We start from the raw sequence: 26,211 nt of genomic DNA, 5'->3' as shown, positions 1-26,211 counted from the left end.
ACTCGGACGAGCGTCGCTTCGACCGAACCGTGGTCGGGTCGGTGAAATCCGGTTCGCCTCGATTACCGGGACGGGACGACCGTCACTGTCCGCTCTGCTCGCTCCCCTGATTTTCGCCGCCCTCGTTCGACCCGTCCGAGGATTCCTCTGCCTTCTCCTCGGCGGTCTCGGCGGTCTCCTCGATTTCCTCGGCCGCCTTCTCGCCGCCCTCCTGAACGCGGTCGGCGGCCATCTCCCCGCTCTCGCGCACTCGCTCGGCGGCCTCGTCGGCGACCGTCTCACCGGTCTCCTGAATCTGGTCGGCGACCTCTCCGGTGGCCGACTCGGTCTGCTGTGCGACCTCGCCCGAACGCATCTGCGTTTCGTCGGCGACGTCGCGGGCGCGGTCGGTCGCTTCGGTGACTGCCTTTTCGACCGACCCCGACCGCTTTCGCAGTACGTAGCCGAGGCCGACGACTGCGCCGACGAGGAACAGTTTCGTGAGGATACCGCTTCCGCCACCGTCGCTACTCTTTCCGCTTTTGCTCCTTTTACTTCGGCCGCCACCGCTCTCGCTTCCACCGCCGCCGCTACTTCCGACGGTCTTCTTCACGGCGTCTTTCGCCGCCGTTTCGAGCGTCTCCTCGGCGGCACTCTCGACGGTCCCTTTCATTCCGCTACTGCCGCCGCCGCCGCTCCCGGTTATCCGACCGAGTAACGCACGGAGGTCCACGACCAAGTACGGGCCGACCGTGCCGTTCCCGCCCGACCCGGACGAGTGTCCGGTTGGCTCTTCCATCTTCACCTCGAACGCGTCCATCAGCGAACTGCTCCCGCTGCTGCCGGTTCGTTTCGTTCCCCCTTCCTGCGACTCCTGTGACAGAATACTACTCATGGTTCTCCCCAGCGAAGATACGTGAAAATCGCGGAAAAGTATTCTGGGCCTTTTCGGCGGCGTGGCGGTTCCGCTCGGCCGATTCCGACTCCGAGATTCGCGCCGATTCAGTCACCGCACGCTCGGCCGGACCGCCCCGATAGTCGCCCGTTTTCTGCCGTTTCGTCAGTTCCGTCTTCCGTTAGTAGAACGTCGGAGTCGGCTGCGCGCGGGAGTTCCCGTCGCCGTCGCCGCCGAGCTGTTGGAGCGCCGACTGGGCGACCGCCGACAGTTCGTGGGCGTCGGCGCTGAACGCCTCCGTATCGACGTCGATTCCAACTATCGGTTCGATACCGCGTTCGAGGACGACCTGTGCGGCGTCGTAGTCGGGCAACGAGCCGTCGGTCTCGACGAGCAGTCCCACCCCGTCCATGTCCTCGTCGCTGGTTCGATTGAGGAGCGCGCCCGTCGGTCCCGTGACCATGCCAGCGTGTTCCGGTTCGGCGACGTCGGCCTCGTCGAGCAGTCGGTCGCCGTCTCCTATCGAGAGTCCGTATAGCGCTCTCGACCCGTCCTCGTCGTCCGTCCCTGCGTTCGAGAGACCGCTGATGTAAATCGGGGTCACGTCGTTGTCGCGGAGCCAGTCGGTGAGACACCCCGCGAACGCCGGGGCGCTGGAGGTCGAAACCGGGATGTCGCTGACGAGTACCAGCAGGTCGCGGTCGACGTCGGCGTACAGTTGTATCCCGGGACGGACCTCCGAGTCGCCCGCCCGGTAGGCGGCGACTGGGGGCACGCCCTCGCAGTAGGCGCCCGCGTAGTACTCCATCTCGAACTCACTGACGAGACGGTCGGTCACGAGTTTCCCGATTAACCCTTCGCCGGGCAACCCGTCGACGAGCGTCGGCGCGTCTAACGAGAGTCCTGGCTTCTCGACAGTGACGTGTGCCATATCGAATCGTCGGCCGGGACGGGCATAACGCTGATTGCCACGCCGTCTCCGACGACCGACCGGGTCGGCCCACTCGGGGGTCTACTCTGGCCGAACGACTTCCTTGCGGCCCGCGATGCGGTCGGCGCACTCGTAGCCCGCGACGATACCGCCGTTCAGGCTCCGTTCGGGGTACTGCGCTCTACTCGCCATCCCGGCGTAGTAGAGACCGTCCGCGACGTCCGCCGAGAGGTCGTAGGGAATCACCATGTCGAGGTATCCCCGCTCGTAGATGGGCGCGGCGCGTGGGTTCTTCGCGAGGCGGAACTCCTTCACGTGCGAGCGGTCCCACTCGGGGAACATCTCCTCGACGTGGCCGAGCCACAGGTCCTCGACTTCGTCCTCGTCCATCTGCCAGAGGTCCTCCTCGTAGTCCTGAATGTAGCTGGCGACGTACAGCAGGTGGTCCCCGCCGTAGTTCTCGGGCGGCATGTAGTTGGTGTGCTCGACGAGCGCGCCGAAGGGCGCGTCGTCGCCGATGTTGAGCCAGTACGTGTCGGTGAGCGGTTCGTCCATCGTTATCAGCGCGCAGACCGCGCCCTGAAAGTCGATGTCACACTCGTAGCCACAGAGGTCTTCGAGGACGTTGGGCATCGCAGCGACCACCACGTCGTCCACATCGTGGGTCTCGGTGGTGGCTCCGCCGTCGGCCTCCGCTTCGGCCTCCGGCCCTTCCGCGGCGGCCGGAGCGTCCGCGACGTCCACGGTCATCTCGCTGACCGCCCCGTCCTCGAGGTCGAGGTCGGTCACGCGGGCGTTCGTGGTGATATTCTCCTCGCCGACCGCTTCCACCAGCGCGTCGAGCAAGCGGCCGAACCCGCCTTCGAGGTAGCCCAGCGGTTCGCCTCTGAGGATGTCGCGCTCGCCGCGGAACTTGATGCGGCCGAGCAACCACGCCGCGCTCACGTCCTCCTTGCGGTCGCCGAACTTTCCGTCGAGGAGGGGGTCGAAGAAGCTCTCGTAGACGTTCCGGGTCGTGTGGTCGATGGCGAACTCCTTGACCGACTGGTCGTCGAACGTCTCCAGACTCTCGTACGTGTCGAACTTCGGGACGCCGCCGCGCACGTCCACGTCGAGCGTGAGCATCCCGAGTCGGAACTTGTCGTAGACGCTCAGCGGCGGGAACGCCAGAATCTCCCACGGCTTGTCCATGGGATAGACCGTTCCGTCCGTGTAGTAGGCGTTCTTCCCGATGGGCCACTGGAGGTCGTCTTCCAGTTCCAACTCTTCGATGAGGTCCACGATGGTCTCCTCGGTCGCCGAGAGGTGGTGGTAGAACTTCTCTATCGGGTCGCCCTTCGTCTCGTACACCGCGGCGAGACCGCCGATTTGGTCGCTGGCTTCGAAGACCTGCACGTCGTGACCGTGTTGCTGGAGGCGGTAGGCGGCCGCGAGACCCGCGATTCCCCCACCGACGACACCTTTCATACCACAGCGTTCACCGCGGTCGGCCAAAGGTCTTGTTGAACGCTCCGGCTGTCCGTCTCCTGTCACGTGCCGCCCGTCCGAGACGACGACTGGCCGGCCGAACCCTCGGACCGACCGGCCGATTTCTCGCCAAGCGAAGAGTAGTTACGACAAGACGCCTTCCGTTCGCCCATGAAGGCCGCGTTGATAATCCTCGACGGCTGGGGTCTCGGAAGCGAGGATGGCGGACGCAACGCCATCGAAGCCGCCGACACGCCGAACTTCGACCGGTTCGCCGACGCGGGGGCGTACGGCACGCTCGACGTGACCGGGCGGCGCGTCGGCCTGCCCGAGGGCCAGATGGGCAACAGCGAGGTGGGCCACCTCAACATCGGCGCGGGCCGGGTGGTCCGACAGGAGTACACCCGCATCTCCGACGCCATCGAGAACGGCGAACTTGGCGAGAACGACGCCATCGACTCGGCGTTCGAGTACGCCGACGAGAACGACGGTCGGGTCCACTTCATGGGACTGGTGAGCGAGGGCGGGGTCCACTCCGACCAGAAGCACCTCTACGCGCTCGTCGAACTGGCCGCCGAGCGCGGCGTGGACGCCGTGACTCACGCGTTCACCGACGGTCGGGACACCCCGCCGAAGAGCGGCGCGGCGTTCCTCGGCGACCTGCAGGAGGTAATCGACCGCGAGGGGACCGGCGAGGTGGCGACCGTCTCGGGGCGGTACTACGCGATGGACCGCGACCAGAACTGGGAGCGAACCCGTCGGGCCTACGAGGCCATCGTGAACCGCGACGCCGAGTACTCCGCGGATTCGGCGGTCGAAGCGGTCGAAGAGAGCTACGAGCGCGGCGAGACCGACGAGTTCGTGGAACCGACCCTCGTGGAAGGCGGCCCCGCGATGGACGACGGCGACGCGGCCCTCTTCTTCAACTTCCGGGCCGACCGCGCGCGCCAGTTGACGCGGATACTCGCGGACATCGACCCGGTCTGGGTCTTCGAGACGGACCCCCCGGAGATTCGACTCGCCACGATGACCCAGTACGACGAAGAGTTCGACCTCCCGGTGGCGTTCCCGCCCCACCGACCCGAGGACGTGCTGGGCGAGGTCCTCTCGGACCGCGGCCTCACCCAACTCCGCATCGCCGAGTCCGAGAAGTACGCCCACGTCACCTACTTCCTGAACGGGGGCCGCGAGGTCGAGTTCGAGGGCGAACGCCGCGAAATCGTGGAGAGTCCCAACGTGCCGACCTACGACCAGCAACCCGAGATGAGCGCCGAGGAGGTCACCGACACCGCCATCGCCACCGTCGAGAGCGACGACCCGGACGTGCTGGTCCTCAACTACGCGAACCCCGACATGGTCGGCCACACGGGCGACTTCGACGCCGCGGTGCAAGCGGTCGAAGCCGTGGATGCCCAGTTGGCGCGACTCGTCGAGGCCGTCGAGGCCGCGGGCGGGCACGTCCTCGTCACCGCCGACCACGGCAACGCCGACGACATGGGCACCCTGGAGGACCCCCACACCGCCCACACCTACAATCCGGTTCCGTTCGTCTATCTGACGCCCGAAGGCGATAACGGCGGCAAGCGCGTCCGAGAGGGCGGGTCGCTCTGCGACGTCGCGCCGACGCTGCTGTCGCTCGTCGGCGTGGAGCAACCCGAAGCGATGACCGGCGAGAACCTGCTGGAGTAGTCGAACGCGTCGGCGGCGCGACAGCCCCCGGTCCGAGTCCGAACGCATTTGGGTCATCGACTTCGAAGAACGCGGTATGTTCCCGCCGCTTCACGTCGGTTTCGGGCATCCCAACCTGCTCTGGATAGTCGTCACCGGACTGCTGGCGTTCGTCGTCGGTCTCGGCGTCAACCTCTATCGCTCGGCCGAGGACCCACCCGAGACCGACCTACACCGGCCGGACGAAGACGCCGAGTAGTTCTACTCGCCGGTCCGGAACGAGAGGTCGAGCGCGTCGGCCGAGTGGGTCAGCGACCCCATCGAAATCACGTCCACGCCGGTCGCGGCGTACGCCGGCACGTCTTCGATTTCGATGCCACCGCTGGCCTCCGCCAGCACGCCGTCCGGGAGCATCTCGACGCTCTCTCGGACCTCGTCGGGGGGCATGTTGTCGAGCAGGACGATGTCGGCCCCGGCCTCCGCGGCGCGAACCCCGTCTGCCGGGCGCTCGACTTCGACCTCGATTTTCGTCGCGAACGACTTCTCCGCGCGGAAGCGGCGGACCGCACTCTCCAGTCCCATCTCGGCGACGTGGTTGTCCTTGACCATCACCATCCCCGAGAGCGTCAGGCGGTGGGTGTCGCCGCCGCCCGCGGCGACGGCGCGCTTCTCGACCCCGCGCAGGCCCGGCGTGGTCTTCCGCGTCCCGGCTATCGCCACGTCGTCGCTGACTTCGCGGGCCGCATCGACCGCCCGCCGGGTCTTCGTCGCGACGCCCGAAGCGTGGCCGGTGACGTTGACCGCGACGCGCTCGCCCCGGAGGACCGACTCCGCGGCCCCCTCGACTTCGAGGAGGACGTCGCCCGGTTCGATTCGGTCGCCCGCCGCGACGGTCGCCTCGCACCCCACGTCGAGATAGTCGAAGACGGCCGTCGCGGCGTCGAGTCCGGCGGCGACGCCCGACTGCTTGGCGACGAGTCGCCCCGTCGTCTCGCCGGGGACGTGGTTGGTCACGTCGCGGTGGCCCACGTCCTCCCGAAGCCACTCTTCGACTTTCCGGTCAGTCACTCGCACGGGCATCGACCTCCTCGGAGTCGGCGTCGTCGGTCTCCGGCGCTTCGTCAGCCAGCGCGTGACACCCCACGGGGTCGGCCTCCGTCGCTCCGCGGGCCACCAGCAGGGCGACCACGCTGGCGTTCCGGAGTTCGTAGAGACTGCGACTCGTCCGGGTCCGGGTGTAGGCGTCCACCTCGCCCTTGAGTCGCCGCAGGACCGCGGTCGCCCGCTTCAGTCCCTCGGGCGTCCGGCGCAGGCCGACGTACTCGTCCATCACTCGGCGCAGGCGGACGAACTTCTCGCGGGCGAACCCCGAGGGGAGGTCGGGGTCGCTGTCGCGCAGGTCCGGGACCTCGACGCGCTCGGGCGAGAATCCGGCCGCGGTCTCCCCGGCGCGGAGGCCCCAGACCAGTCCCTCCAGCAGACTCGTGGAGGCGAGGCGGTTCGCGCCGTGGACGCCGGTCCGGGCGCACTCGCCGACCGCGAACAGGCGGTCGAGGTCGGTCCGGCCGCGGTCGTCCACCGCGATACCGCCGCAGAGGAAGTGTTCGCTCGGTTCGACCGGAATCCCCTCGCTCCAGTCTACGCCGCGGGCCTCGCACTTCTCGGCGAGGTCGGGGAACTCGGCGGCGAAGTCGAGCGGGGAGACGTCCAACAGGACTTCGCCGGTGCGCTCGCGTTCGTCGGCAACCGCGCGGGCGACCACGTCGCGAGGCGCGAGTTCGGCGTCCTCGTGGTAGTCGGGCATGAAGCGCTCGCCGTCCGCGTTCAGCAGAATCGCGCCCTCCCCGCGGACCGCCTCGCTGACGAGGAAGGGGTCGTCGCCGGAGTAGGCCGTGGGGTGGAACTGCACGTAGGCCATGTCCTCGACTTCGGCCCCCGCGAGCGCGGCCATGGCGATGCCGTCTCCGGTCGCTGTCTCGGGGTTGGTCGAGTTCTCGTAGAGCGCGCCGATGCCGCCCGTGGCGAGAACGGTGGCCCCGGCGAAGACGGGTTCAGGGTCGGTTCCGTCGCCGCCTCCGTCTACGAGTGCGCCGTGAACCCTGCCCTCGTCGGTGAGCAGGTCGAGCGCGGCGGTGTCGGACCGAACCGTCACGCGCTCGTGGTCGTCGAGGTAGTTCAGGAACGGGCCGAGGACGTGCTTGCCGGTACTGGCGTCCACGTGGAGGATTCGGGGTTCGGAGTGGGCGGCCTCCCGGCCGTAGTCCAACTCCCCGCCCTCGCGGTCGAAGGGCACGTCGAGAGTCTCGACCAGCACGTCCTCGACCGCGTCGCGCGACTCCTCGACCAGCACCTCGACCGCGTCGTGGTCGGCGGTGTCGGCGCTGGCGGCCAGCACGTCGCGCTCGAACGACTCGGGGTCGCTTCGAGTGGTGGCGATTCCGCCCTGCGCCCAATGGGAGGTCGTCTCCTCGGGGCAGGTCGCCTTCGTCACGACCAACACGTCCGCGCCCGCTCGGGCCGCCGCGAGCGCGGCCGAGCAACCGGCGACGCCGCTCCCGACGACGAGCACGTCGGTCTCCGTCGCGGTATCCGTCTCCCCGGTCATATCTCCAGCATGCGCTCCATCGCCACGTTCGCCAGTTCGGCCTCGCGGGGCGCGACCTCGATGACGTTGCGCTCGCGGCCCGCGACCAGTTCCTCCAGCACCCACGTCAGGTAGTTGGGGTCTATCTGGCGCATCGCGTTGCAGTCCATGCAGGCCTCCCCGCAGAGGGGGACGACGTTCACTTCGGGGTGCCACCGCTGGAGGTGGTTCGTGAGGTGAATCTCCGTGCCGATAGCCCACGTCTCGCCCGGGTCGGCCTCCGCGACTGTCTCGCAGATGGTCGCGGTGCTCCCGGCCACGTCGGCGGCCTCGACGACCTCTCGGCGGCACTCGGGGTGGACGATGACGTTGGCGTCGTCGTACTCCGCGCGGACCTGCTCGACGTGGTCGGTCCCGAATCGTTCGTGGACCTGACAGTAGCCGTCCCAGAGAATGATGTCGCTCTCGGCGACCTCCGCGGCGTCCTTCCCTTCGGGGTCCCACGGGTCCCACTCGGCGACGGACTCGGCCATGCCGAGGCGGTGGGCGGTGTTCTCGCCGAGGTGCTTGTCGGGGAGGAACAGCACCTTGTCGCCGCGCTCGAAGGCCCACTCGAACACCTCGTGGGCGTTCGAGGAGGTGCAGACCGCCCCGCCCTGTTCGGCGCAGAACGCTTTCAGGTCGGCGTACGAGTTCATGTACGTGATTGGCACGATGTCAGCGTCGGGCGCGGCCTCGGTGATTTCGGCCCACGCGGCGTCCACCTGCAGGGCCTCGGCCATCCCGGCCATCGGACACGACGCCTCCATCGAGGGCAGAATCACGGTCTGGTCGTCGTCGGTGATGATGTCCGCGGACTCGGCCATGAACGTCACGCCCCCGAAGACGACGTACTCCGCGTCGGCCTCTGCGGCCTCGACGCTGAGTTGGTAGGAGTCGCCGACGAAGTCGGCGTGTTCCACGATTTCGCGGCGCTGGTAGTTGTGGCCGAGAACGACGAGGTCGTCGCCCAACTCCTCTTTCGCGGCCTCGATTCGGTCCCGTCGCTCTCCCTCCTCCAGTTCCCGGTACGCCTCGGGTAACTGTTCGAGGTTGTCGTACTTGAAGAGGCTCAGGTCGGTTTCGATGTCCGCCGTTTCCATTTTTGGCACAGTAAGCCACCTGCGGTTGTCACAGACTTCGACGGACAGTATTGAAAATATTTTCTCTTCATAGCCACTCGGTGAACTTCATTTGCGTTTGTACCTGGTTGTGAGTGAATTCTGGCCGATGAAGAACGCGTCCGAATTTGAATATCCTCTATTTACCACTGGGTGGTAGATAAAAAAGACAAAAATCAGGCCCCGAAGGGATAGAATCCGAGAGACGAAGCGCGCGAAAAGCTCAGTTCCGCCCGTCGTACACCACGTCGCCGTCCACGACGGTCAGCGCCACGTCGATGTTCTCGATGTCGTCAGAGTGGTCCCACGGCGACCGCTCCAGCACCGTGAAGTCCGCCTTCTTCCCGACCGCTATCGTACCGAGTCGGTCCTCGTCGAATCCGGCGTAGGCCGCGCCGCGGGTGTACGCGCGGAGCGCCTCCGTCACGGAGAGGCGCTGGCCCTCCTCGGGCGCGTTGACCGTCTGGTGGACGCCGAACAGCGGGTCCAGCGGCATGCAGTCGCTCCCGAACGCGAGGTTCGCGCCCCCCTCCAGCAGGTCGGCGTAGCGGTTCGACCGCTTCCGGCGCTCGGTCCCGAGTCGGTCGTCGTAGAGACCGCCCTCCCGCGCCCACTTGAGGAAGTTCGGCTGGACCGAGGCGACGACCCCAGTCTCGGCGAATCGCTCGACGCCCTCGTCGTCGGTCAGTTCGGCGTGTTCGACCCGGTGGCGCGCGCTCGCGGGGTCGCCGGTCGCCTCGTAGGCCGACAGGACCTCGTCCACCGCCTCGTCGCCGATGGCGTGGGCGGTCAACTGGAAGCCCTCGCCGTCGGCCTCGGCGACGAGGTCCCGGAGTTCCTCGGGCGAGACGACCCACTGGCCGGTCGCCTCCTCGGGGTCGCCCGCACCGTCTTCGTCCGCGACCTCGGCGTCGGCGTAGGGTTCCGAGAGCTTCGCGGTCCGCCCCCCGAGACTCCCGTCGGTGAAGGTCTTGACGCCGCCGGTCCGGACGAACTCGCTCCCGTGATTGGTCCGGAGACCGGTCTCGACCAGCGCGTCGAGGTGGTCCGACCAGTAGTTGAGTCGCACCCGGAGCGCGAGGTCACCGTCGAGTTCCATCCGGCGGTAGACCGCCGGGGCGCGCGACTGGCGAACCATGTCGTGGACGCCGGTGACTCCCTTCCGGTGGGCCTCGCGCTGGGCGGCGTCGAGCAGTTCGCGCATCTCCTCGGCGTCGGGTTCGATGGTCTCGTAGATTACGTCCACCGCCTCCTCGACGACGACGCCGGTGGGGTCGCCGCCCTCGGTCCGCACGTCGTCGTCGGGCATCTCGGCGGCGTGTCGGTCGAGCGCGACCGAGTTGACCGCCGCGATGTGCATGTCCTCGCGGAACGCCGCGACCGGACGCTCCTCGGAGACCTGGTCGAGGTCCTCGCGGGTGAGGTACCGGGACTCCGCCCACGTACTCTCGTCGTAGCCGAAGCCCAGAATCCACTCGTCGGACGGTCCGTCGCGGTCGTCCCCGGACTCCCGGAGCGCGGCCACGCAGTCGGCGGGCGAGTCGGCCTCGGCGAGGTCGGCGTACACCAGCGAGCGCCCGAGGTGCTGGAGGTGGGTGTGGGCGTCGATGAAACCAGGCAGGAGGACCCGTCCACCGAGGTCCACCACCTCGGTCTCGGTGCCTTCCAGAAATTCGACCTCGTAGGCGTCGGCCACTCGTACGATTTCGCCGTCCCGAACCGCCACCGCCTCGGCGACCTCGTCGGGGTCGCCGAGCGTGTGGAGTTCCGCGTTCGTGAAGATGTAGTCTGCCGCCGCGGTCATGTCCGAGACGTGCGTCGGAGAGGCGATAACCGTTGGGGAACCGGCGACCGGGCGGCCGACAGAGGAGTTCGGCTACGAGGTCGGGTCGAGTACCGTAACGCACCCCTCGCCGCTCACGACGACCTCGTACCCGAAGAAGGAGAACTGGGCGCGCCCGGCGTTCCGAGGCGTCCCGTCGTGGTGGCTCGCGAACAGCGCGTCCAGCGCGTCCGGGTCGATGGTCGCCGCCAGCGGGTCCATCTGCACCGGGTCGGCGTCGGCGGCCGCCGCCACGGCCGCGACGACTCCCTCGCTCGTCCGTTCGTCTTCGTTCACTTCGTAACTCAGTACCGTCCCGCGACGTGCCGCTGATTGGTTCTCGCTCATGAATAACTCGGTCTCGCGGAGTACGTCTCTCCGGGAGGATTCGCTACCTGAAGGTAGGACTCCGGGGAGGTACCCTATCTGGTTCGTTTCTGAACGTCTTTAAATGGGGGCTACTCCTCGCCGACGAGCGTCGCCGCGACGAGATTCCGAAGGCCCCGACGCATTCGCTTCGCGACCGCCCGCGGGGAGATGTCGAACTCCTCCGAGAGTTCTTCGAGCGTCGTCCCGCGGGGTTCGTCGAAGTACCCCGCCGCGAAGGCGGCGACGATGGTCCGGCGCTGCTGGCCGGTCAGGCCGTACTGGTCGCCCGCTTCGACCTCCGTGAGCGTGTGAATCCAGTCGAGTCGGAGGTCGATGTCGTTGTCGGCGGCGTATCGCTGAATGCCCGCGACCGACTCCCGGTCGGACGACCGGAGTTGAAACTTCCAGACCTCGTCGCGGCGGGCCACCTCCAGCAGCGTCGCCTCGGACTCGACGATGGCTTCGACGATTCCCGGTTCGTCGGTCCACGTCGCGCGCACGAGTGCGCCGTCGCTCACCCGGTCCAGCATTGCGACCTCGTCGATGCCGCTCTCGTCAGCCAACTCCGAGACGAACGTCTCCACGTCGTCGCCCCAGACCCAGAAGAAGGGCAGGACACCGTCGCCCGTCGGGACGATTCTGTCGAGTTCTATCTCCATGTCGGGCGTCGCCGCGAGCGCCCGGCCGAGGGGAAACTCCTCGACGGGGACGGACAACTCCGCGATGACGCTCATGTCCTCGCGTGTCACCGGCGACCGATAAGGTCGTTGCGGCGGGGGTTTTCGACCCCGAGTTCGCCGGGCGCACGACCCGAGTTCGCACCCGACTCGTTCGTTCCGCAACCACTATGCGACGGGCGGTCAAACCGCGGCGCATGAACCGTATCATCGGTGAACGCGACCTCTCGGAGACGCCGTTCTCCGCCGACGACGCGCGAGCGACCTACCGCGAACTGGTGCGGGCGCGGGCGTTCGACGAGCGAGCGCTGGCGCTCCAGCGCAGGGGTTGGATGAGCAGTTGGCCGCCCTACCGCGGACAGGAGGGTTCGCAGGTCGGGGCCGCGCTGGCGATGGCCGACGACGACTGGTTGTTCCCGACCTACCGGTCGAACGCGATGCAGATAGCGCGCGACGTGCCGATGAGCGACATCCTGCTGTTCCGGCGGGGCATGCCCGAGTTTCACTCGGGTCACGACGTGCCAAACTTCCCGCAGGCGGTCCCCATCGCCACCCAGATTCCCCACGCCGCGGGCGTCGGCATGGCGATGAACTACGAGAAGCGCGTCAAGGGAGACGGCGCACGCGACGATGGCGCTGGCGACGACGATTCGGCCGTCCTCTGTTACTTCGGCGACGGCGCGACCAGCGAGGGCGACTTCCACGAGGGCCTGAACTTCGCGGGCGTCTTCGACGCGCCGACCGTCTTCTTCTGCGAGAACAACGAGTGGGCCATCAGTCTCCCCCGCGAGCGCCAGACCGCCTCGGACACCATCGCTCAGAAGGCCGACGCCTACGGGTTCGAGGGCGTGCAGGTGGACGGCAACGACCCGCTGGCGGTCCGAGAGACGGTCGCCGAGGCGCTCGACTCGGCGCGCGACGGCGACCCCGTGTTGGTCGAGAGCCTGACCTACCGGCAGGGTGCCCACACCACCAGCGACGACCCGAGTCAGTACGAGGAGGCGGCCCGCGAGTTGCCCGACTGGCGGACCGCCGACCCCCTCGAACGCTACGAGGAGTACCTCCGCGAGCAGGACGTACTTGACGACGAGTTCGTCGCGGAAGTCGAGGACGAGGTGGACGCGCAACTCGACGAGGCCGTCGAGACCGCGGAGTCGGCCGACCCCGGCGACCCCCACGACGTGTTCGACCGGGTGTACGAGGACCTCCCGCCGAAACTCAGCGAGCAGAAGGCGTGGCTGGACTCGTTCCTCGCCGACCACGACGTGCAGGAAATCGACCACTGACAGCGGGTCCGAAGAATCGATGCTGGCGCTCAGTCGAGCGCCATGTACGTCTTGGTGTCGGCGGCCCCGTCCATCCCCGAGATGTCCGACGAGGCGGCGTGGAGTACGTCGTACACCTCGTCGGCGTCGGCCTCCGCGATGACGTCGAACTCCCCCGCGACGATGTGCGCCTCGGTGATGCGGTCCAGTTTCCGGACCGCCTCTAACACGTCCTCGGAGCGTCCAGCGGCCGTTTTCACCATTATAAACGCGTGAACCATCGCACTGTGTGATATAGTACCATGCGAGAAAAACCTTTGGGGTGGAGAAAACTTATTCAGGTAGTGCCGCGTAAGCGTTACCATGCGATTCGTTATCATTGGGTCGGGGCGGGTCGGACTTCGCACGGCCCGCGTCCTGCGAGAGGAGGGCCACGAGGTTACGCTGGTCGAGCGCGACGCCAACAAGGTCGAGCGCGCTCGCAACGACGACTTCGAGGTCGTCGAGGGCGACGGCGGCCGCGAGGAGACGCTGAATCGGGCCGACCTCGAGTCCGCCGACGCCGTCGGTGCGCTCACGGGCGACCTCAACGTCAACTTCGCGGCGTGCATGGTCGCCAAGCACTACGGCTGTCGGACCGTCCTGCGCATCGACGAGGACTACCGCGAGGACATCTACCGGAAGTTCGCCAGCGACGTGGACGAGGTGGTCTACCCCGAGCGACTCGGAGCCATCGGCGCGAAGAACGCGCTCCTCGGCGGGAACATCCGCGCCATCGCCGACATCGCCCACAACCTGCAGGTGGTGGAACTCACCATCACCGACGACTCGCCGGTCGAGGGCTACTCCATCAGCGAACTCTCGATTCCGGCCGACTCGCGGATTCTGGCGTTCGGGAAGGCCGACGAACCGATGGGAATTCCGCTCCCGGACGACTCGTTGGCGGCAGGCGACCGGGTGGCGGTGCTGGCCGACTTCGACGTGTTAGAGGACGTGCGCCGGATTCTGGTCGGCGACGCCAGTAGAGCGAGCGCCCAAGCCATGAGAGGGGGGAGCTGACGTGGTCACCGCGTACGTCATGGTCAAGGCGAACACCGGCGAGGCCGACAGGCTCAAGAACTCGATTCTCGACCTCGACGGCGTGGTAGACGCCCACATCGTCGCGGGCGACGTGGACATCATCGCCAAACTCGACGTGGACTCGCCCGCCGACGTGAAGGGAATCGCGGCCAACGGGATTCAGAGCATCGAGGGTGTCGAGGGGACCCAGACCTACATCGCGATGGACTAACGCGGCGGTCCGCCCGCGTCGCCCGACCCACTCGCGCTACCGGGTCCGCCCGCGCCGTCCGCCCCTTCCACTCCGTTCTCGTTGTAGTTCTGCTGGGCGCGCTCGCGCAGGCCCGCGGCCGGTTCCCGATACTCGTACCCGGGGATGATTCCCTGCACCCACGTCCCTTCCACGAACTCGGCTATCGCCAGCGCGTCCTCGGCGGCCTGCTCGGGGTCCGCGGACTCGAACTCGACCGTGGCGACGACCTCGTCGCCTTCGCGTTCGATTTCGGGCGGCGCGGCGTCGGCGTTGGCGACGGTGTGGGCGTCCTCCAGTCGGAGTTCCAGCGTCTCGAACCAACCGTCTTCCACGACGTCCGCGACCGTCTCGCCTTCGACCACGGCGTCGAGCATCGGCGTTCGGGCGACGACTTCGTAGCGGTGAGACCCCTCGTCGGCGTCGGCCACGGTGACGACGTTCTCGAAGGGTTTCTCGGGGGTCCCGAACTCGCCGTCTCCGGTTCGCTCGAAGTGCGGATGCTGTCGGAAGGCGCGTTCGACTCGCTCGTCGGTCATTGGGCGTGCGTAGGGGGGTCGGGGGAATGTGGGTTTCGACTGGGTCTGGCGCATCCGGTATCGCGCCCGACTCGTCTCGTCCGTGAACGACGAAACGCCGTGAGCGAACGAGCGTAGTGAGATAACGAGCGCACGAGGCGTTCGGAGTGTCGCGCGCCGAGAGAAATGCGAGGGATGGGATTCGAACCCATGGACTCCTACGAGAGCGGGTCTTAAGCCCGCCGCCGTTGGCCAGGCTGGGCAACCCTCGCGCAAGGGGGAGTTGTCCGTTCGTACCGAAGTGGGTTTCGGTACGCGAGTCGGTGCGAGGTATTTTTCGGAGCGCCGGGGATAATTCGCGTCCGGTGGTACGTCGGTGACTAGCGTCGTCAGGACTCGCGTCGCGAAGGTTTACGGCCGAAGACGGGACGAACCTCGACTGGACGTTTCGCGCGGTTGCGGGCAGATAGTTGGCGAGTCAGTCAGCACGGTCACCGCGGCGGTGCCGCGACGCGGCGCTACCGCCCACCCCGCGACCGCCAGTCCGACTACTCCGAGAGGACTGCGCCATCGGACGCCTCGATTCGGACACCCCGGTTCCGGGGTTCGGCGACCGACACCTCGCCGCCGACACCGACCGCGGAGAGCGCCTCGCGGGCCGCGTCTCGGGCCGCGGCCGCCGACCGCTCCCGGGTCACGGCGTACACCGCGGGACCCCACGACGACTGGCCAGCGCCGGCGACGGCCGCCGAGTCGCCGAGTTCCGAGACGAGTTCGCCGACCGGCGGGCGATAGACGCCGCCCTGCTCGTCGGCGTACCACGCGCCGTTGAGTCGGCCGACCTCCGCGACCGCCGCGCCGAACGCCTCGGCGTCGCCCGCCGCGACGGCCGGGAGGACGCGGCGAGTGACGACGCCGGCGATTTCGTCGCCGATAGCCGGGTCGGCGCGTTCGACGACCGACCGCATGCTCGCGTCCTCGTCGTCGCCGCTCCGGCCGGGGTCGGCGTCCGGGAGGACGACGACGAACCGCCAGTCGTCGGGGACCTCGTGGCGGGCCACGACTTCCGGGACCGACCACTCCCCGCGCGGGGCCGGTCGTCGTGAACCGCTCGGTCGGATGCCCGGCGTCGAAGACGAACCCGCCCGACTCGAAGGTGGCGACTCCGACGCCGCTCCGCCCGCCGCGGCCGAGTTTCGGGGCGCGCTCGCGGACCCGCGGGTCGCGGTCGTAGGCGCGTGCGACCGCGGCGAGGACCCCGAGTGCCAACTGCGTCCCGCTCCCGAGTCCGACGTGGCGGGGGAGCGTTCGCTCGACGGTCACGTCGGCGCCCGGAACGCCGAGCAGTTCGACCGCTCGTCGGACGTGTCCGCGGGCGGTCTCGTGGTCGCAGCGAACCGTCTCCGCGGGGTCGGCGGTCACGGCGACGCGCGGGGAGTCGAGCGCGACGCCGAGCGACCCGTAGAGACGCTCGTGAGCCAACGAGAGATTCTGGAAGCCGAAGTGGAGTCGCGCTCCGGCCGAGACCCGAGCCATGCTCGCGAGTTCGCGCGGAAGGGGGTTCGTCGTTCCGACAGTGGCAAAAACTGGTCAGGTCACGTCAGGTCGGCAAGGACGTGGTCCGCGATGCGCTCGACGCCGTTCTCGTGGCCGGGGTTCTCTGGAGGGTGTCGGACCGCACGGGCCACGTGCGCGACCGAGTGTTCGACCTGAAATCCGCGGACGCCCCGGCGTTCGAGGACGCGCGTCACGCCGTGTTGTTCGTCGGTGAACGGATACACCACGCAGGACGTGCCGCCCACCGCGGCCTCCATCACGGTGGAGTAGCCCGAGCAGACCACCACGTCGGCGGCCCGAATCCACGGCAGGAGTGCGGGGACCGCCTCCCAGCGGTCGTCGCCCACGAGCGTCACGTCGTGACCCTCGGTGCGCAGGGTCTCGGCGAGGACGTCGAAGTTCGTCGAGTAGACGCTCGGAACGACCAGCACCTCGATGTCGTTCTCGGGCGGCGGACACCCCTCGGGGTCGAGCGCGATGGGCGGGACGTGAGTCACGCCCGGCGGGTCGCCCTCGTCGGGCGGCCACACCGCAGGGTAGAGGAACGACTCGGCCGTGCGCAACTGATAGCGGTTGAGCAGCCACGTGAACACCTGTTCGACGGCCGCGTCGTAGAACGAAGCCGCGTTGTGCGTGACGACGTAGAGCGGCGTCCCGGTCAGCGACGCGGCCATCGCCCCGAACATGTCGTCGGTCACCAGCGCCGCGGGGTCCTCCCGGCGGAGCCACCTGACGAGGTCCACCACGCGCTTGGCGCTGTACGGGAGGCTTCGGGTGAGGACGCGATAGAGCGACCCCTGCTGGTAATCGCCGATGTAGTCCACCGGCGCGGCCCGGAACACCTCGTACCCGTTGTGTTCGATGAACCGCGAACCGGGACCGCCGCCGGCGAGGACGACCTCCGCGCCCGCGTCCTCGAAGGCTTGGGCGACTGCCAGCATGCGAGTCGCGTGGCCAGCGCCTTCGGGATAGTGGGCGACGCGACCGTCTGGTCCATGCCGTCCCTTCGACGGCCGCCCGAAAAGTATGTTCCTATTCTAGGATTTCGTCGGCTCGGTGCGGATTAGGCTTCGAATCGTCGTCCGGCGTGCGTCGGGTTCGTATTCGATACGAGGAGCCGATACATGTAATACAGACCACACTACGTATCTGTTATATAACACGAAGTACGAGTCGTCGAAGCGTCTGACCAACCGAGAGGTCAGCGTGCCGCGTCGAGAGTCGCCGCGCCGAGTCGGCGGTCCTCCCTCGCGGCAGTAACGTCGTTCAGCGGCCGAACCTGTTCGAGTCAGACAGCAACGTTTGTTCGAGTGGGGGAACTTAAGCCCCTCCGGGGCTACCCCCGGATATGTCCGAGAAACCGGCCGACCTCCCGAGTAACGAGGTCACCGAAGGAGTCGAACGCGCACCTCACCGCGCGATGTTCCGAGCGATGGGGTACGACGACGCAGACCTCTCGTCGCCGATGGTGGGCATCGCCAACCCGGCCGCCGACATCACGCCGTGTAACGTCCATCTGGACGACGTGGCCGCGTCGGCGTACGAGGGCGTCGATTCGGCGGGCGGCATGCCCATCGAGTTCGGCACCATCACCATCTCCGACGCCATCTCGATGGGAACCGAGGGGATGCGGGCCTCGCTGATTTCGCGGGAGGTCATCGCCGACTCGGTGGAACTGGTAGCGTTCGGCGAGCGCATGGACGGTCTGGTCACGGTCGGCGGGTGCGACAAGAACCTGCCGGGGATGATGATGGCCGCGATTCGGACCGACCTGCCCTCGGTCTTCCTCTACGGAGGGTCCATCATGCCGGGCGAACACGACGGCCGCGAAGTCACCGTCCAGAACGTCTTCGAGGGCGTCGGTGCCGTCGCCGAAGGCGAGATGAGCGAGGAGGAGTTGGACGAACTGGAGCGCCACGCCTGCCCCGGTGCGGGGTCCTGCGGCGGGATGTTCACCGCGAACACGATGGCGTCGATTTCGGAGGCGCTCGGTCTCGCGCCGCTCGGGAGTGCGGGCGCTCCCGCCGAGTCCGACGAGCGCTACGAGGTCGCCGAGCGCGCGGGCGAACTCGCGCTCGACGCCATCGAGAACGAGCGCCGCCCCTCCGACATCCTCGACAAGCGGTCGTTCGAGAACGCCATCGCGCTGCAGGTCGCAATCGGTGGGTCCACCAACGCCGTGCTCCACTTGCTCGCGCTGGCCGCGGAGGCGGGTATCGACCTCGACATCGAGGAGTTCGACGAGATATCCCGACGTACGCCCAAAATCGCCAACCTCCAGCCGGGCGGCCAGAAGACGATGCTCGACCTCTACGAGCAGGGCGGCGTCCCGGTCGTGATTCGGCGACTGGTCGAAGCGGGCCTGTTCGACGGCGACACGGCGACCGTGACGGGCCGGACGATTTCCGAGGAGTTGGAGCGACTCGACCTGCCCGCCGACGACGACATCGACGCCGAGTTCATCCGCCCGGTCGAGGACCCCTTCCACGAGGAGGGAGCCATCAAGATTCTCACCGGCAACCTCGCGCCCGACGGCGGCGTTCTGAAGGTCACCGGCGAGGACGACTTCCACCACGAGGGACCGGCGCGGGTCTTCGAGACCGAGGAGGACGCGATGCAGTACGTCCAAGAGGGCCGCATCGAGTCGGGCGACGTCATCGTCATCCGCAACGAGGGGCCGCGGGGCGGTCCCGGCATGCGCGAGATGCTCGGGGTCACCTCCGCGGTGGTCGGCGCGGGCCACGAGGACGACGTGGCGATGGTGACCGACGGACGGTTCTCGGGCGCGACCCGGGGACCGATGATTGGCCACGTCGCCCCGGAGTCGTTCGACGGCGGCCCAATCGCCGCGTTAGAGGACGGCGACCACGTCACCATCGACATCCCCGACCGGACCCTCGAAGCCGACCTCTCGGACGGGGAAATCGAGTCGCGCCTCGCCGACCGCGAGGAGCCGGAACTGTCCTACCAGAACGGCGTGCTGGCGAAGTACGGCGCGACGTTCGGTTCCGCGGCGAACGGTGCGGTGACGAACCCGGGCGTGAAGCGCGACGAGTAGAGAGGTACCGAAACGCCGAACTCCGCGACGTGACGAGCGAGCGTGGCCGCTTCGGCGTCCCGCGAACTGCTTCTCAGCGCACTGCATCAGGTCCCGCCATCTCGCTCGGTGTCGCGCCACTCGTCGGCCAGCAGTCCGAAGCGAGTCACGTCTCGAAACTCGCCGCCGACGAACGCCTCTTCCCGGAAGACACCCTCCTCGGCGAATCCCAGTTTCTCCAACACCCGAGCGGACGCCTCGTTCGAGGCGAACGCTCGGCAGTCACCTTGTTGAGACCGAGGCGGTCGAACCCGTGGTCGAGGACTGCCCGAGCGGCGTCGGTGGCGTATCCGTTCCCCTGCTCGTCAGCGCGACCCAGTACGCGAGTTCGGCGCGCCGATACGTCCGGTCGTTCGGTCGCTCGCGGAGGAGGTAGACGTGACCGACTCTGTCGGCGGCGGAGTCGTCCGGCGAACCGGTCGCCTCGCCCTCGGGCGCGCCGTCGGCGTGGACGACGAGCGCGAGCGTGTCGTCGTTCCGACCGAGCGTTCCGCCGAACCGGCGGCGAACGTCGTCGGGACCCTTGGGAAGGGAGACGCTCCGGGTCGCGCGCACGTCGGGGTCGTTCTCGTGTTCGAGCAGGAAGGTCAGGTCGTCCTCGTCGGGGACGCGAAGCGTCACGCGGTCGCCTTCGAGGAAGGTCGGTCCGGACATTGCGTTCGCACGACACATCGACCACCAATAAATGTCAGGAGTGAGAGTATCAGACGTCGATGCGCAGTAGTTCGTCGGCCCCTCGCTGGAACTCGAACGGGACCGACCGAATCTCGGTCTCGTACCCTTCGTCGGCCAGCGTCGCTCGCAGGTCGTCCAGTCGAGGGTATCGCTTCCCGTCGAAGCGCACGAGGGGGTAGATGCGGACCTCCTCGCTCGCCACGCGGGCGAGTTCCAGCAGCGACCGCTCGTGGAACTCGTCGCCGAGTTCGTCCATGTACAGGAACAGGAGGTGTGCCGAGAGGACCAACGAGAACGAGTCGGCGGCGAACGGCAGGTCCGGCAGTCGCGCCGCGACGTAGCGGTCGGTGTCGAACCGGTCGGCGTAGTCCGCGACGAATCGCTCGGCGGCGGCGGTCCAGTGGGTGCGCACGTCGGCCACGTCGTCGTAGAACTCCCAGACGAACTGGTCCTCGACACCTTCGAATCCGGCGATAGCCGTGTCGATGTCCGCCTCGCACCGCGCGCGCAGTTCCTCGGGCGGAGTGTCGTACAGCATATCGACGCCGACCGCGTCGATGCCGCGCGCGTTGGCCTCGGCGACGAAGGCACACGCTCCGCCCGGACAGTCGAGGACCGACTTCCCCTCCCACGCCGCGAGGTCGAGGTCGAACATGCGCCCGTACTCCGCCACCGTCCGACCGATGAATGCCACGTCGTCGATTGCGTACCTGTCGGAACTACCCATGCGTATCGAATGCATATTTTTCATTATAAATTTAATCTAGGAAAAGTGGTAAGCGCCGGCTGGCGAACGGGTGGCGTCGATGAGTCCGAACATAATAATCTCATTCAGGCTCAGGTTATCAATTATCATAATTGATAAAATCACAACAGTAAGAATAAGTAAAATAAACACGTACTCGTGACTATGCCTCAGTACGAAGCGTTCAACTCCGAAGCGGAAGTCAACGGACGGTCAGTTCGCTCCATCGTGGACGGCGTCGGACAGTTCTCCAGCACGTACGAACAGCGAGTCCTCGAAATCCTCGACAACCACGGCCTGCCCAACCCGACCGATGGCGAGTGGTACTCGATGCAGTCGTACCTCGACGCCTTCGCCGAACTCGCCGAGACGGTCGGCCCGAAGACGGTGGCGAAGATTGGGTCCGAGATTCCGCAGGTCGTCGAGTGGCCATCGGACGTCGAGACGGTCGAAGCGGCGATGCAAGCGCTCGACGACGTGTACCAGATGAACCACCGCGGCGGCGAAATCGGCTACTACGAGTTCGAGAAGACCGGCGACTCCGGCGGCGTGATGGAGTGCAAGAACCCCTACCCGCCGGAACTCGACGAGGGACTCATTCAGGCGACCGCCGAGAAGTTCAGTGACGACGGCGCGTTCGTTCGCGTCGAACAGACCAGCGAGGGAACGACCTGCACCTTCCAAGTGTCTTGGTGAGGGCGACTCGTCGCGTCAGCGCGGCGACGTGTACTTCATGCCGAGGAACTCCCGCGCGCGGTCGGGGTCGGTGATGACCTCGCGGCCGAGCATCTCGGCGATTTCGACGGCGGTCTCGACGACCTCGGCGTTCTTCCGGACGAGTTCGTCTTCGTGGGGATACATCCAGTAGGCGTCCTCGATACCGACCCGGACGACGTTGGCCCCGGCGATTAGGCCCATCATCAGCATCGGAAGCCAGTTCCGTCCGCCGGGGTAGAGTCCGACCACGCTGTCCTCGACGGACTGGCGCACGTTGTATATCTCGGAGATGACCTTGAAGTACGACCACGGGTCGTTGGTCGTGGTCTGTGAGTGGTGAGACCCGGCGCGCAGACACAAGACGTATGGGTCCCACTCCAACTCGTCGTCCGCGATGAGGTGGTGTTTCAGGTCGCGCAGGACGTGGGTGTCGTACAGTTGGAAGATGGGCTTCACCCCGTTCTCCTCGTAGTAGCGGACGGCCTCCTTGATGGTCGAAATCGAGTGGAGCGACCCCGCGCCGAACAGTCCCGGGGGCAGGACGACCCCGCCCTGACAGTACTTGTTGCCGTCGCCGCGTTCCAGCAGGTCGCGGACGCCCGACACGTAGTCGGCGTGGGGACTGGTCGTCCACCCCTGACTGAACGTCACCACGTCGCCGCACTCCTCGAACACCGGGTCGAGAATCTCCACCAGCAGGTCGTTGTCGTTCCACTGCGGGCGGCCGTCCTCGTCGCGCGGGTGGACGTGAACCGCGGCGGCCCCCGCTTCGACGCTCTCGACGAGTTCCCGAATCTGCTCGTCTTTGGACTCGGGGACCGCCGGATAGTGGTCCCCGCCGGGTTGCCACCCCGGATACGCGCACTCGACGACGACCGGGCTATCCATCGTCTCGATTCGGTCCTCCTCGTGGACCGGGAAGAACTGCTTGGCGACCTCCTCGGTGAACGTCGACGATGGCTCTAACTCGTCGAACGAGAGGTCGTCGTAGAGGTTCCTGTGGAGCGACTTCCCGTCCGGCCGACCGTTATCGGCGTCCGAATTCGACCTATGCGGAGACATTACATATCGACTTCCCCGACGGTATACTTAAATATTTTCTATAGTGAAAATAACAGGCAGTCGGTCCGGTGTGGTGCTATTACCGTGCGGCGAACAGTTGCGGGCGACGAGCGACGCGAGGTTCGGCACCGAGCGTTCGCCGCTCGAAACCCTGACTCGTCCACTTCTGGAATTTCCGGAAACGAGCCTTCTCCTTTAAGTCCCGTCGGCCTGATACCGGAACTAATGATAACCGATGCTCGCGTTCTCCGAACAGGCTTCGTCCCCCGAGAGGTCGAGCATCGAGACGCCGAAGTGACCCACCTCACCGAAATCCTCGCCCCGCTCACCGACGGCAACCCCGCCGATACCACACTCCTGCTCGGCCCCTCGGGCGTCGGAAAGACGTGTCTCGCCAAGTACACCGCCGAACAACTCCGTCAGGAGGTCCTCGACGTGGAGTACCAGTACGTCAACTGCTGGCAGAACTTCTCGGAGTTCCGCACCCTCTATCGCATCCTCGAAGGACTCGGCAAGACCGTGGACATTCACCGCCAGTCCACGCCCCGCGACGAACTCTACGAGCGTCTCCGCAAGTACGACGGGCCGCCGTGCGTCGTCATCCTCGACGAGGCCGACCAACTCGAAGACAAGAGTCTGTTGTACCACCTCCACGAACTCCCGCAGTTCTCGATGCTGCTGGTCGCCAACCGCGAGCGAGAACTGTTCGGAAACGCCGACGAGCGCCTCACCAGTCGGCTGACGGGGTGCGAGCGCGTGCGCTTCGACCGCTACGACTCGGACGAACTCGTCTCCATCATGGACGCCCGCGTCAAGTCCGGACTCGAAGAGGGCGCTATCGACCGCGACCAACTCGCGACTATCGCCGACGCCGCCGGAGGCGACGCGCGGGTCGCGCTCAGCATCCTCCGGACCGCCGCGAGACAGGCCCACCAGAGCTACGAGTCGCAGATTACGGACGACATCGTGGCGGCGTCGATTCCGGAAGCGCGCGCGGAGCGCCACGAGAAGGACGTGGACACGCTGACGCCCCACCAGCGCACGCTATACGAAATCATCGAAGAACGCGACGCCGTCTCGCCGAGCGAGTTGTACGAGGAGTACCGCGAACGGATGGACGACCCCAAGACCGACCGCACGGTCCGCAACTACCTCTCGAAGATGGACCAGTACGACGTGATACGGGCGGAGGGAACGAGTCGAGACCGGACGTATCGGTCGGTCTCGGAGACGTTCGAGAACGTGGAGTAGCCGGAGAGTACCTATCCGTTCGTCGGCGCGATTTCGGGCGCGTCCCGTTTACTCGACGCACGCGACGCCGGTAATCTCGAATCGCGCGCCGCCGTCGGCGCTCTCGGTGACGCGGACGTTCCAGCCGTGGGCCTCCGCAATCTGCTCGACGATGGCGAGACCGAACCCGGTGTTCTCCCTCGCGGTGGAGTACCCCCGCCGGAACACGTCGCCGTGCTCGCTCTCGGGGATTCCCGGCCCGTCGTCGGCGACGAAGAACCCGTCGTCTAATCCGCCGACCGTCACCCGCACGTCCGTCGAACCGTGTTCGACGGCGCCATCGTCCCGTGGACGATTGCTCGTGGAGCCATGCTCCACGGCGTCCTCAGAACGCTTCGCGTTCTGATGGGCTGCATCAGACGAAGTCTGATGAACGTCCTCGTGAACCTGTGAACGAGGACTCGTCGAACCGTGTTCGACGGCGTTCCGGAAGAGGTTCTCCAGCAACTGCCCGAGGCGACCGCGGTCGGCCCGGACCGTCCGCGTCGCGTCGGTGACGAGGGTCGCCCCGTCCGTCGGGACGGTTCCCCAGCAGGTGTCGGCTATCGCCCGGAGCGCGACCGGTTCCGTCTCGACGACCGAGTCTCCCTCGCGGGCGAGCGTCAACAGGTCGTCTATCAGCGTCTGCATCCGGTCGTGGGCGTCCGCCACCTCGTCGAGGTGGTCGCTGTCACACTCCTTCCGGGCCAAGTCCAGTTGTCCGTTGGCCACGTTGAGCGGGTTCCGGAGGTCGTGGCTGACCACGCTGGCGAACTCGTCGAGTCGCTCGTGTTGCCGGGCCAGTTCGCGGCGGCCGTCGGCGCGAGTCAGTGCCGCCTCCACGTTCGTCGCGAGAATCCGGGCCAGCGAGACGTCCGTCTCGTCGAACGCGCCGACCGCGGTCGAACCGATGTTCATCACGCCGTGGTCGCCCAGCGGCAGGATGATTTCGCTGCGGATGGGCGTCTCGGGATTGTGCCGTCCGGGCTGTGAGGCGACGTTCTCGAACACCTCGCTCTCCTGAGATTGGAACACCTCCCACGAGAGGCTCTCGCCCGGCTCGAAGACGGGCGGTTCGCCCACGAGGTCGGCCGCCTCGTCGGTGAGGGCTACCGGTTCGAGGGTGTCGTCGGTCTCGTCGTGAAGCCAGAGCGCGTTGTTGGGCATGTCGAGGACCTCGCGGACGGTCTCGACCGCAGTCTCCGCGATGGCCTCGTGAGTGTCGGCCTGTATGAGGTCGCTCGTCGCGTCGTGGAGACGGTTGAGGTCGCGCTCGTGTTCCTTACGGTCGGTGACGTCGATGTGGACGCCCACCATCCGTTGAGGGTCGTCGTGCTCGTCGTAGACGACGTATCCGCGCGTGCGGAGAAAGCCGTACGTGCCGTCTTTCTTCCGGAAGCGGTACGTCTCGTCGTACGAAATCTCGGGGTTCTCTACGGCCCGTTCCACCGCCGAGAACACGCGGTCGCGGTCGTCGGGGTGGATTCGGTCGCGCCACCAGTCGGTGTCGCTCTCGATATCGGACGCGTCGTAGCCGAACTGCGCGAGATACTCGTCGTTGCGGGTGACCTCGTCGGTCTCCGGGTCCCAGTCGAAGAACGCGTCCGTCGAGGCTCGTACCACCAACTCGTGTTTCTGTTGTAACCCCTCGCAGTCGGACGTCTTGCGGACGGTGCAGATGAGTTCCCCCCGGTCGGTCGTCGCGAGCGTGTGGTTCGCGACGAACGTACTGCCGTCGGCGCGCCGCCCGGTCGTCGTCCCTTGCCACGAACCCGTCTCCGTAATCGTCGGGAGAATCTCCTCACGAACCCGCGAGACGTCCTCGTCGGGGTATATCAACTCCCAGTGTTCGCCGAGCAGTTCCTCGGACTGGTACCCGAACAGTCGGGCGTAGGCCTCGTTGACGTAGAGGAAGTGACCGTCTTCGTCGAGGATTCCGATGCCCTCCCGAGCGGTTTCGATGGCGTCGAGTTGGCGCTGGCGCTCCCACTCGGCGCGGGTCCGCTCGACGGCGTTCTGGACGCGATTGGCCAGCACCGTGTACTGGTCGGTTCCCCGCTCTTTCTGGAGGTAGTCGGTCACGCCCGCCGAGATAGCGTCGCTGGCGACTTCCTCGCTCCCCTTGCCGGTGAACAGGATGAACGGCAGGTCGGGGTGGTCCGCGCGGACTGCTTCGAGGAACTCCAGACCGTTCTTCCCCGGCATATCGTAGTCCGACACGATACAATCGAACTCCCGTTCGGCGAGTCGCGCCACGCCCGCACCCGCGCTGCTCGCCGTCTCGACGGTGAACCGGTCGTCCTCGCGTTCGAGGAACTCGGCGGCCGTGTCCGCGAAGGCAGGTTCGTCGTCGACGTGGAGAACGCGAATACTCCCTCCGGCTATCCGGCTCATTCGGTTTCTACGCCGTGAGAGACAATCCCCACGCATAATTATGGTGGTACG

General features: G+C 66.9%; 25 protein-coding genes, 1 tRNA gene and 1 pseudogene. 8 read left to right on the top strand and 19 right to left on the bottom strand.

Annotation, left to right across the window (positions count from 1 at the left end):
• Positions 1–82: 82 nt before the first annotated feature.
• The 3 genes from FXF75_RS03625 to FXF75_RS03615 form a co-directional block, all read right to left on the bottom strand.
• Entirely contained in the window at positions 83–874 is a 792-nt protein-coding gene (locus tag FXF75_RS03625) for a hypothetical protein (RefSeq protein WP_163520172.1), read from the bottom strand.
• Between the two features lie 181 nt (positions 875–1,055).
• Positions 1,056–1,805 (bottom strand): proteasome assembly chaperone family protein, encoded by a 750-nt coding sequence (locus FXF75_RS03620; RefSeq protein WP_163520171.1) that lies wholly within the window; start codon positions 1,803–1,805, stop codon positions 1,056–1,058.
• 81 nt (positions 1,806–1,886) lie between these two features.
• Positions 1,887–3,272 carry an NAD(P)/FAD-dependent oxidoreductase gene (locus FXF75_RS03615; RefSeq protein WP_163520170.1) on the bottom strand — a complete coding sequence of 462 codons (1,386 nt, stop codon included), beginning with the start codon at positions 3,270–3,272 and terminating at the stop codon, positions 1,887–1,889.
• Between the two features lie 171 nt (positions 3,273–3,443).
• Between FXF75_RS03615 and gpmI the strand changes: the two genes are divergently transcribed.
• Positions 3,444–4,961 carry a 2,3-bisphosphoglycerate-independent phosphoglycerate mutase gene (gene gpmI, locus FXF75_RS03610; protein ID WP_163520169.1) on the top strand — a complete coding sequence of 506 codons (1,518 nt, stop codon included), beginning with the start codon at positions 3,444–3,446 and terminating at the stop codon, positions 4,959–4,961.
• Between the two features lie 76 nt (positions 4,962–5,037).
• Positions 5,038–5,199, top strand: coding sequence for a hypothetical protein (locus FXF75_RS21970; RefSeq protein WP_205427159.1), 162 nt, complete (start codon positions 5,038–5,040; stop codon positions 5,197–5,199).
• A 2-nt stretch (positions 5,200–5,201) separates the two neighbouring features.
• On the opposite strand, the gene nadC is transcribed toward FXF75_RS21970, so the two are convergent.
• The 6 genes from nadC to FXF75_RS03580 form a co-directional block, all read right to left on the bottom strand.
• Entirely contained in the window at positions 5,202–6,014 is an 813-nt protein-coding gene (gene nadC, locus FXF75_RS03605) for a carboxylating nicotinate-nucleotide diphosphorylase (protein ID WP_375335517.1), read from the bottom strand.
• Positions 6,001–7,545, bottom strand: a complete 1,545-nt coding sequence (locus FXF75_RS03600; protein WP_163520167.1) for an L-aspartate oxidase — start codon at positions 7,543–7,545, stop codon at positions 6,001–6,003. The genes nadC and FXF75_RS03600 overlap by 14 nt, the downstream gene beginning before the upstream one ends.
• Positions 7,542–8,675 carry a quinolinate synthase NadA gene (gene nadA / locus FXF75_RS03595; RefSeq protein ID WP_163520166.1) on the bottom strand — a complete coding sequence of 378 codons (1,134 nt, stop codon included), beginning with the start codon at positions 8,673–8,675 and terminating at the stop codon, positions 7,542–7,544. Before nadA ends, FXF75_RS03600 begins: the two co-directional genes overlap by 4 nt.
• A gap of 232 nt (positions 8,676–8,907) precedes the next feature.
• On the bottom strand, positions 8,908–10,488 hold the full coding sequence (locus FXF75_RS03590; protein ID WP_163520165.1) for an amidohydrolase: 1,581 nt from the start codon (positions 10,486–10,488) through the stop codon (positions 8,908–8,910).
• Positions 10,489–10,560: 72 nt separating this feature from the next.
• Positions 10,561–10,854 (bottom strand): HalOD1 output domain-containing protein, encoded by a 294-nt coding sequence (locus FXF75_RS03585; protein WP_163520164.1) that lies wholly within the window; start codon positions 10,852–10,854, stop codon positions 10,561–10,563.
• Between the two features lie 110 nt (positions 10,855–10,964).
• On the bottom strand, positions 10,965–11,609 hold the full coding sequence (locus FXF75_RS03580) for a bacterio-opsin activator domain-containing protein (RefSeq protein WP_163520163.1): 645 nt from the start codon (positions 11,607–11,609) through the stop codon (positions 10,965–10,967).
• A 140-nt stretch (positions 11,610–11,749) separates the two neighbouring features.
• Here FXF75_RS03580 and FXF75_RS03575 point away from each other — a divergent pair, with 140 nt between their 5' ends.
• Positions 11,750–12,838: a thiamine pyrophosphate-dependent enzyme gene (locus FXF75_RS03575; RefSeq protein WP_163520162.1), complete on the top strand. Its 1,089-nt coding sequence runs from the start codon at positions 11,750–11,752 to the stop codon at positions 12,836–12,838.
• Positions 12,839–12,867: 29 nt separating this feature from the next.
• Here FXF75_RS03575 and FXF75_RS03570 read toward each other — a convergent pair whose 3' ends face one another.
• On the bottom strand, positions 12,868–13,098 hold the full coding sequence (locus FXF75_RS03570) for an Lrp/AsnC ligand binding domain-containing protein (protein ID WP_163520161.1): 231 nt from the start codon (positions 13,096–13,098) through the stop codon (positions 12,868–12,870).
• Positions 13,099–13,180: 82 nt separating this feature from the next.
• On the opposite strand from FXF75_RS03570, the gene FXF75_RS03565 reads away from it, so the two are divergent.
• Positions 13,181–13,876: a TrkA family potassium uptake protein gene (locus FXF75_RS03565; protein WP_163520160.1), complete on the top strand. Its 696-nt coding sequence runs from the start codon at positions 13,181–13,183 to the stop codon at positions 13,874–13,876.
• 1 nt (position 13,877) lies between these two features.
• Positions 13,878–14,108, top strand: coding sequence for an Lrp/AsnC family transcriptional regulator (locus FXF75_RS03560; RefSeq protein ID WP_163520159.1), 231 nt, complete (start codon positions 13,878–13,880; stop codon positions 14,106–14,108).
• On the opposite strand, the gene FXF75_RS03555 is transcribed toward FXF75_RS03560, so the two are convergent.
• The 4 genes and pseudogenes from FXF75_RS03555 to FXF75_RS03540 form a co-directional block, all read right to left on the bottom strand.
• Entirely contained in the window at positions 14,105–14,665 is a 561-nt protein-coding gene (locus tag FXF75_RS03555; RefSeq protein WP_205427157.1) for a DUF5813 family protein, read from the bottom strand. The genes FXF75_RS03560 and FXF75_RS03555 overlap by 4 nt on opposite strands.
• 166 nt (positions 14,666–14,831) lie before the next feature.
• A tRNA-Leu gene (locus tag FXF75_RS03550) sits at positions 14,832–14,916 on the bottom strand.
• A gap of 276 nt (positions 14,917–15,192) precedes the next feature.
• Positions 15,193–16,180: pseudogene (locus tag FXF75_RS03545) on the bottom strand (beta-ribofuranosylaminobenzene 5'-phosphate synthase family protein).
• 59 nt (positions 16,181–16,239) lie between these two features.
• Positions 16,240–17,142: a glycosyltransferase gene (locus tag FXF75_RS03540; RefSeq protein ID WP_163520158.1), complete on the bottom strand. Its 903-nt coding sequence runs from the start codon at positions 17,140–17,142 to the stop codon at positions 16,240–16,242.
• A gap of 407 nt (positions 17,143–17,549) precedes the next feature.
• Here FXF75_RS03540 and ilvD point away from each other — a divergent pair, with 407 nt between their 5' ends.
• Entirely contained in the window at positions 17,550–19,259 is a 1,710-nt protein-coding gene (gene ilvD / locus FXF75_RS03535) for a dihydroxy-acid dehydratase (protein WP_163520157.1), read from the top strand.
• 145 nt (positions 19,260–19,404) lie between these two features.
• On the opposite strand, the gene FXF75_RS23425 is transcribed toward ilvD, so the two are convergent.
• The 3 genes from FXF75_RS23425 to FXF75_RS03525 are packed head-to-tail and all read right to left on the bottom strand — an operon-like array spanning position 19,405 to position 20,700.
• The gene (locus FXF75_RS23425; RefSeq protein ID WP_375335525.1) at positions 19,405–19,617 is read right to left on the bottom strand and encodes a GNAT family N-acetyltransferase; all 213 of its coding nucleotides are present in this window, start codon (positions 19,615–19,617) and stop codon (positions 19,405–19,407) included.
• A complete protein-coding gene (locus FXF75_RS03530; RefSeq protein ID WP_205427153.1) occupies positions 19,521–19,952 on the bottom strand; it encodes a GNAT family N-acetyltransferase in 432 nt (143 codons plus the stop codon). Before FXF75_RS03530 ends, FXF75_RS23425 begins: the two co-directional genes overlap by 97 nt.
• Before the next feature lie 49 nt (positions 19,953–20,001).
• Complete coding sequence (locus FXF75_RS03525) at positions 20,002–20,700, bottom strand: hypothetical protein (protein WP_240334485.1); 699 nt, start codon at positions 20,698–20,700, stop codon at positions 20,002–20,004.
• 183 nt (positions 20,701–20,883) lie between these two features.
• On the opposite strand from FXF75_RS03525, the gene FXF75_RS03520 reads away from it, so the two are divergent.
• Entirely contained in the window at positions 20,884–21,414 is a 531-nt protein-coding gene (locus FXF75_RS03520) for a hypothetical protein (RefSeq protein WP_163520155.1), read from the top strand.
• Between the two features lie 15 nt (positions 21,415–21,429).
• Here the strand turns inward: FXF75_RS03520 and FXF75_RS03515 are convergent, their stop codons facing one another.
• Positions 21,430–22,497, bottom strand: coding sequence for a 3-keto-5-aminohexanoate cleavage protein (locus FXF75_RS03515; protein WP_163520154.1), 1,068 nt, complete (start codon positions 22,495–22,497; stop codon positions 21,430–21,432).
• Between the two features lie 225 nt (positions 22,498–22,722).
• Here FXF75_RS03515 and FXF75_RS03510 point away from each other — a divergent pair, with 225 nt between their 5' ends.
• Positions 22,723–23,748 carry a Cdc6/Cdc18 family protein gene (locus tag FXF75_RS03510; protein WP_163520153.1) on the top strand — a complete coding sequence of 342 codons (1,026 nt, stop codon included), beginning with the start codon at positions 22,723–22,725 and terminating at the stop codon, positions 23,746–23,748.
• Between the two features lie 48 nt (positions 23,749–23,796).
• Here the strand turns inward: FXF75_RS03510 and FXF75_RS03505 are convergent, their stop codons facing one another.
• Positions 23,797–26,160, bottom strand: a complete 2,364-nt coding sequence (locus FXF75_RS03505; protein ID WP_163520152.1) for a PAS domain-containing protein — start codon at positions 26,158–26,160, stop codon at positions 23,797–23,799.
• Positions 26,161–26,211: the final 51 nt, after the last annotated feature.

This window comes from Halorussus sp. MSC15.2 (assembly GCF_010747475.1).
In the GTDB taxonomy this organism is placed as follows: domain Archaea; phylum Halobacteriota; class Halobacteria; order Halobacteriales; family Haladaptataceae; genus Halorussus.
This window is presented reverse-complemented; position numbering and strand designations above follow the sequence as displayed.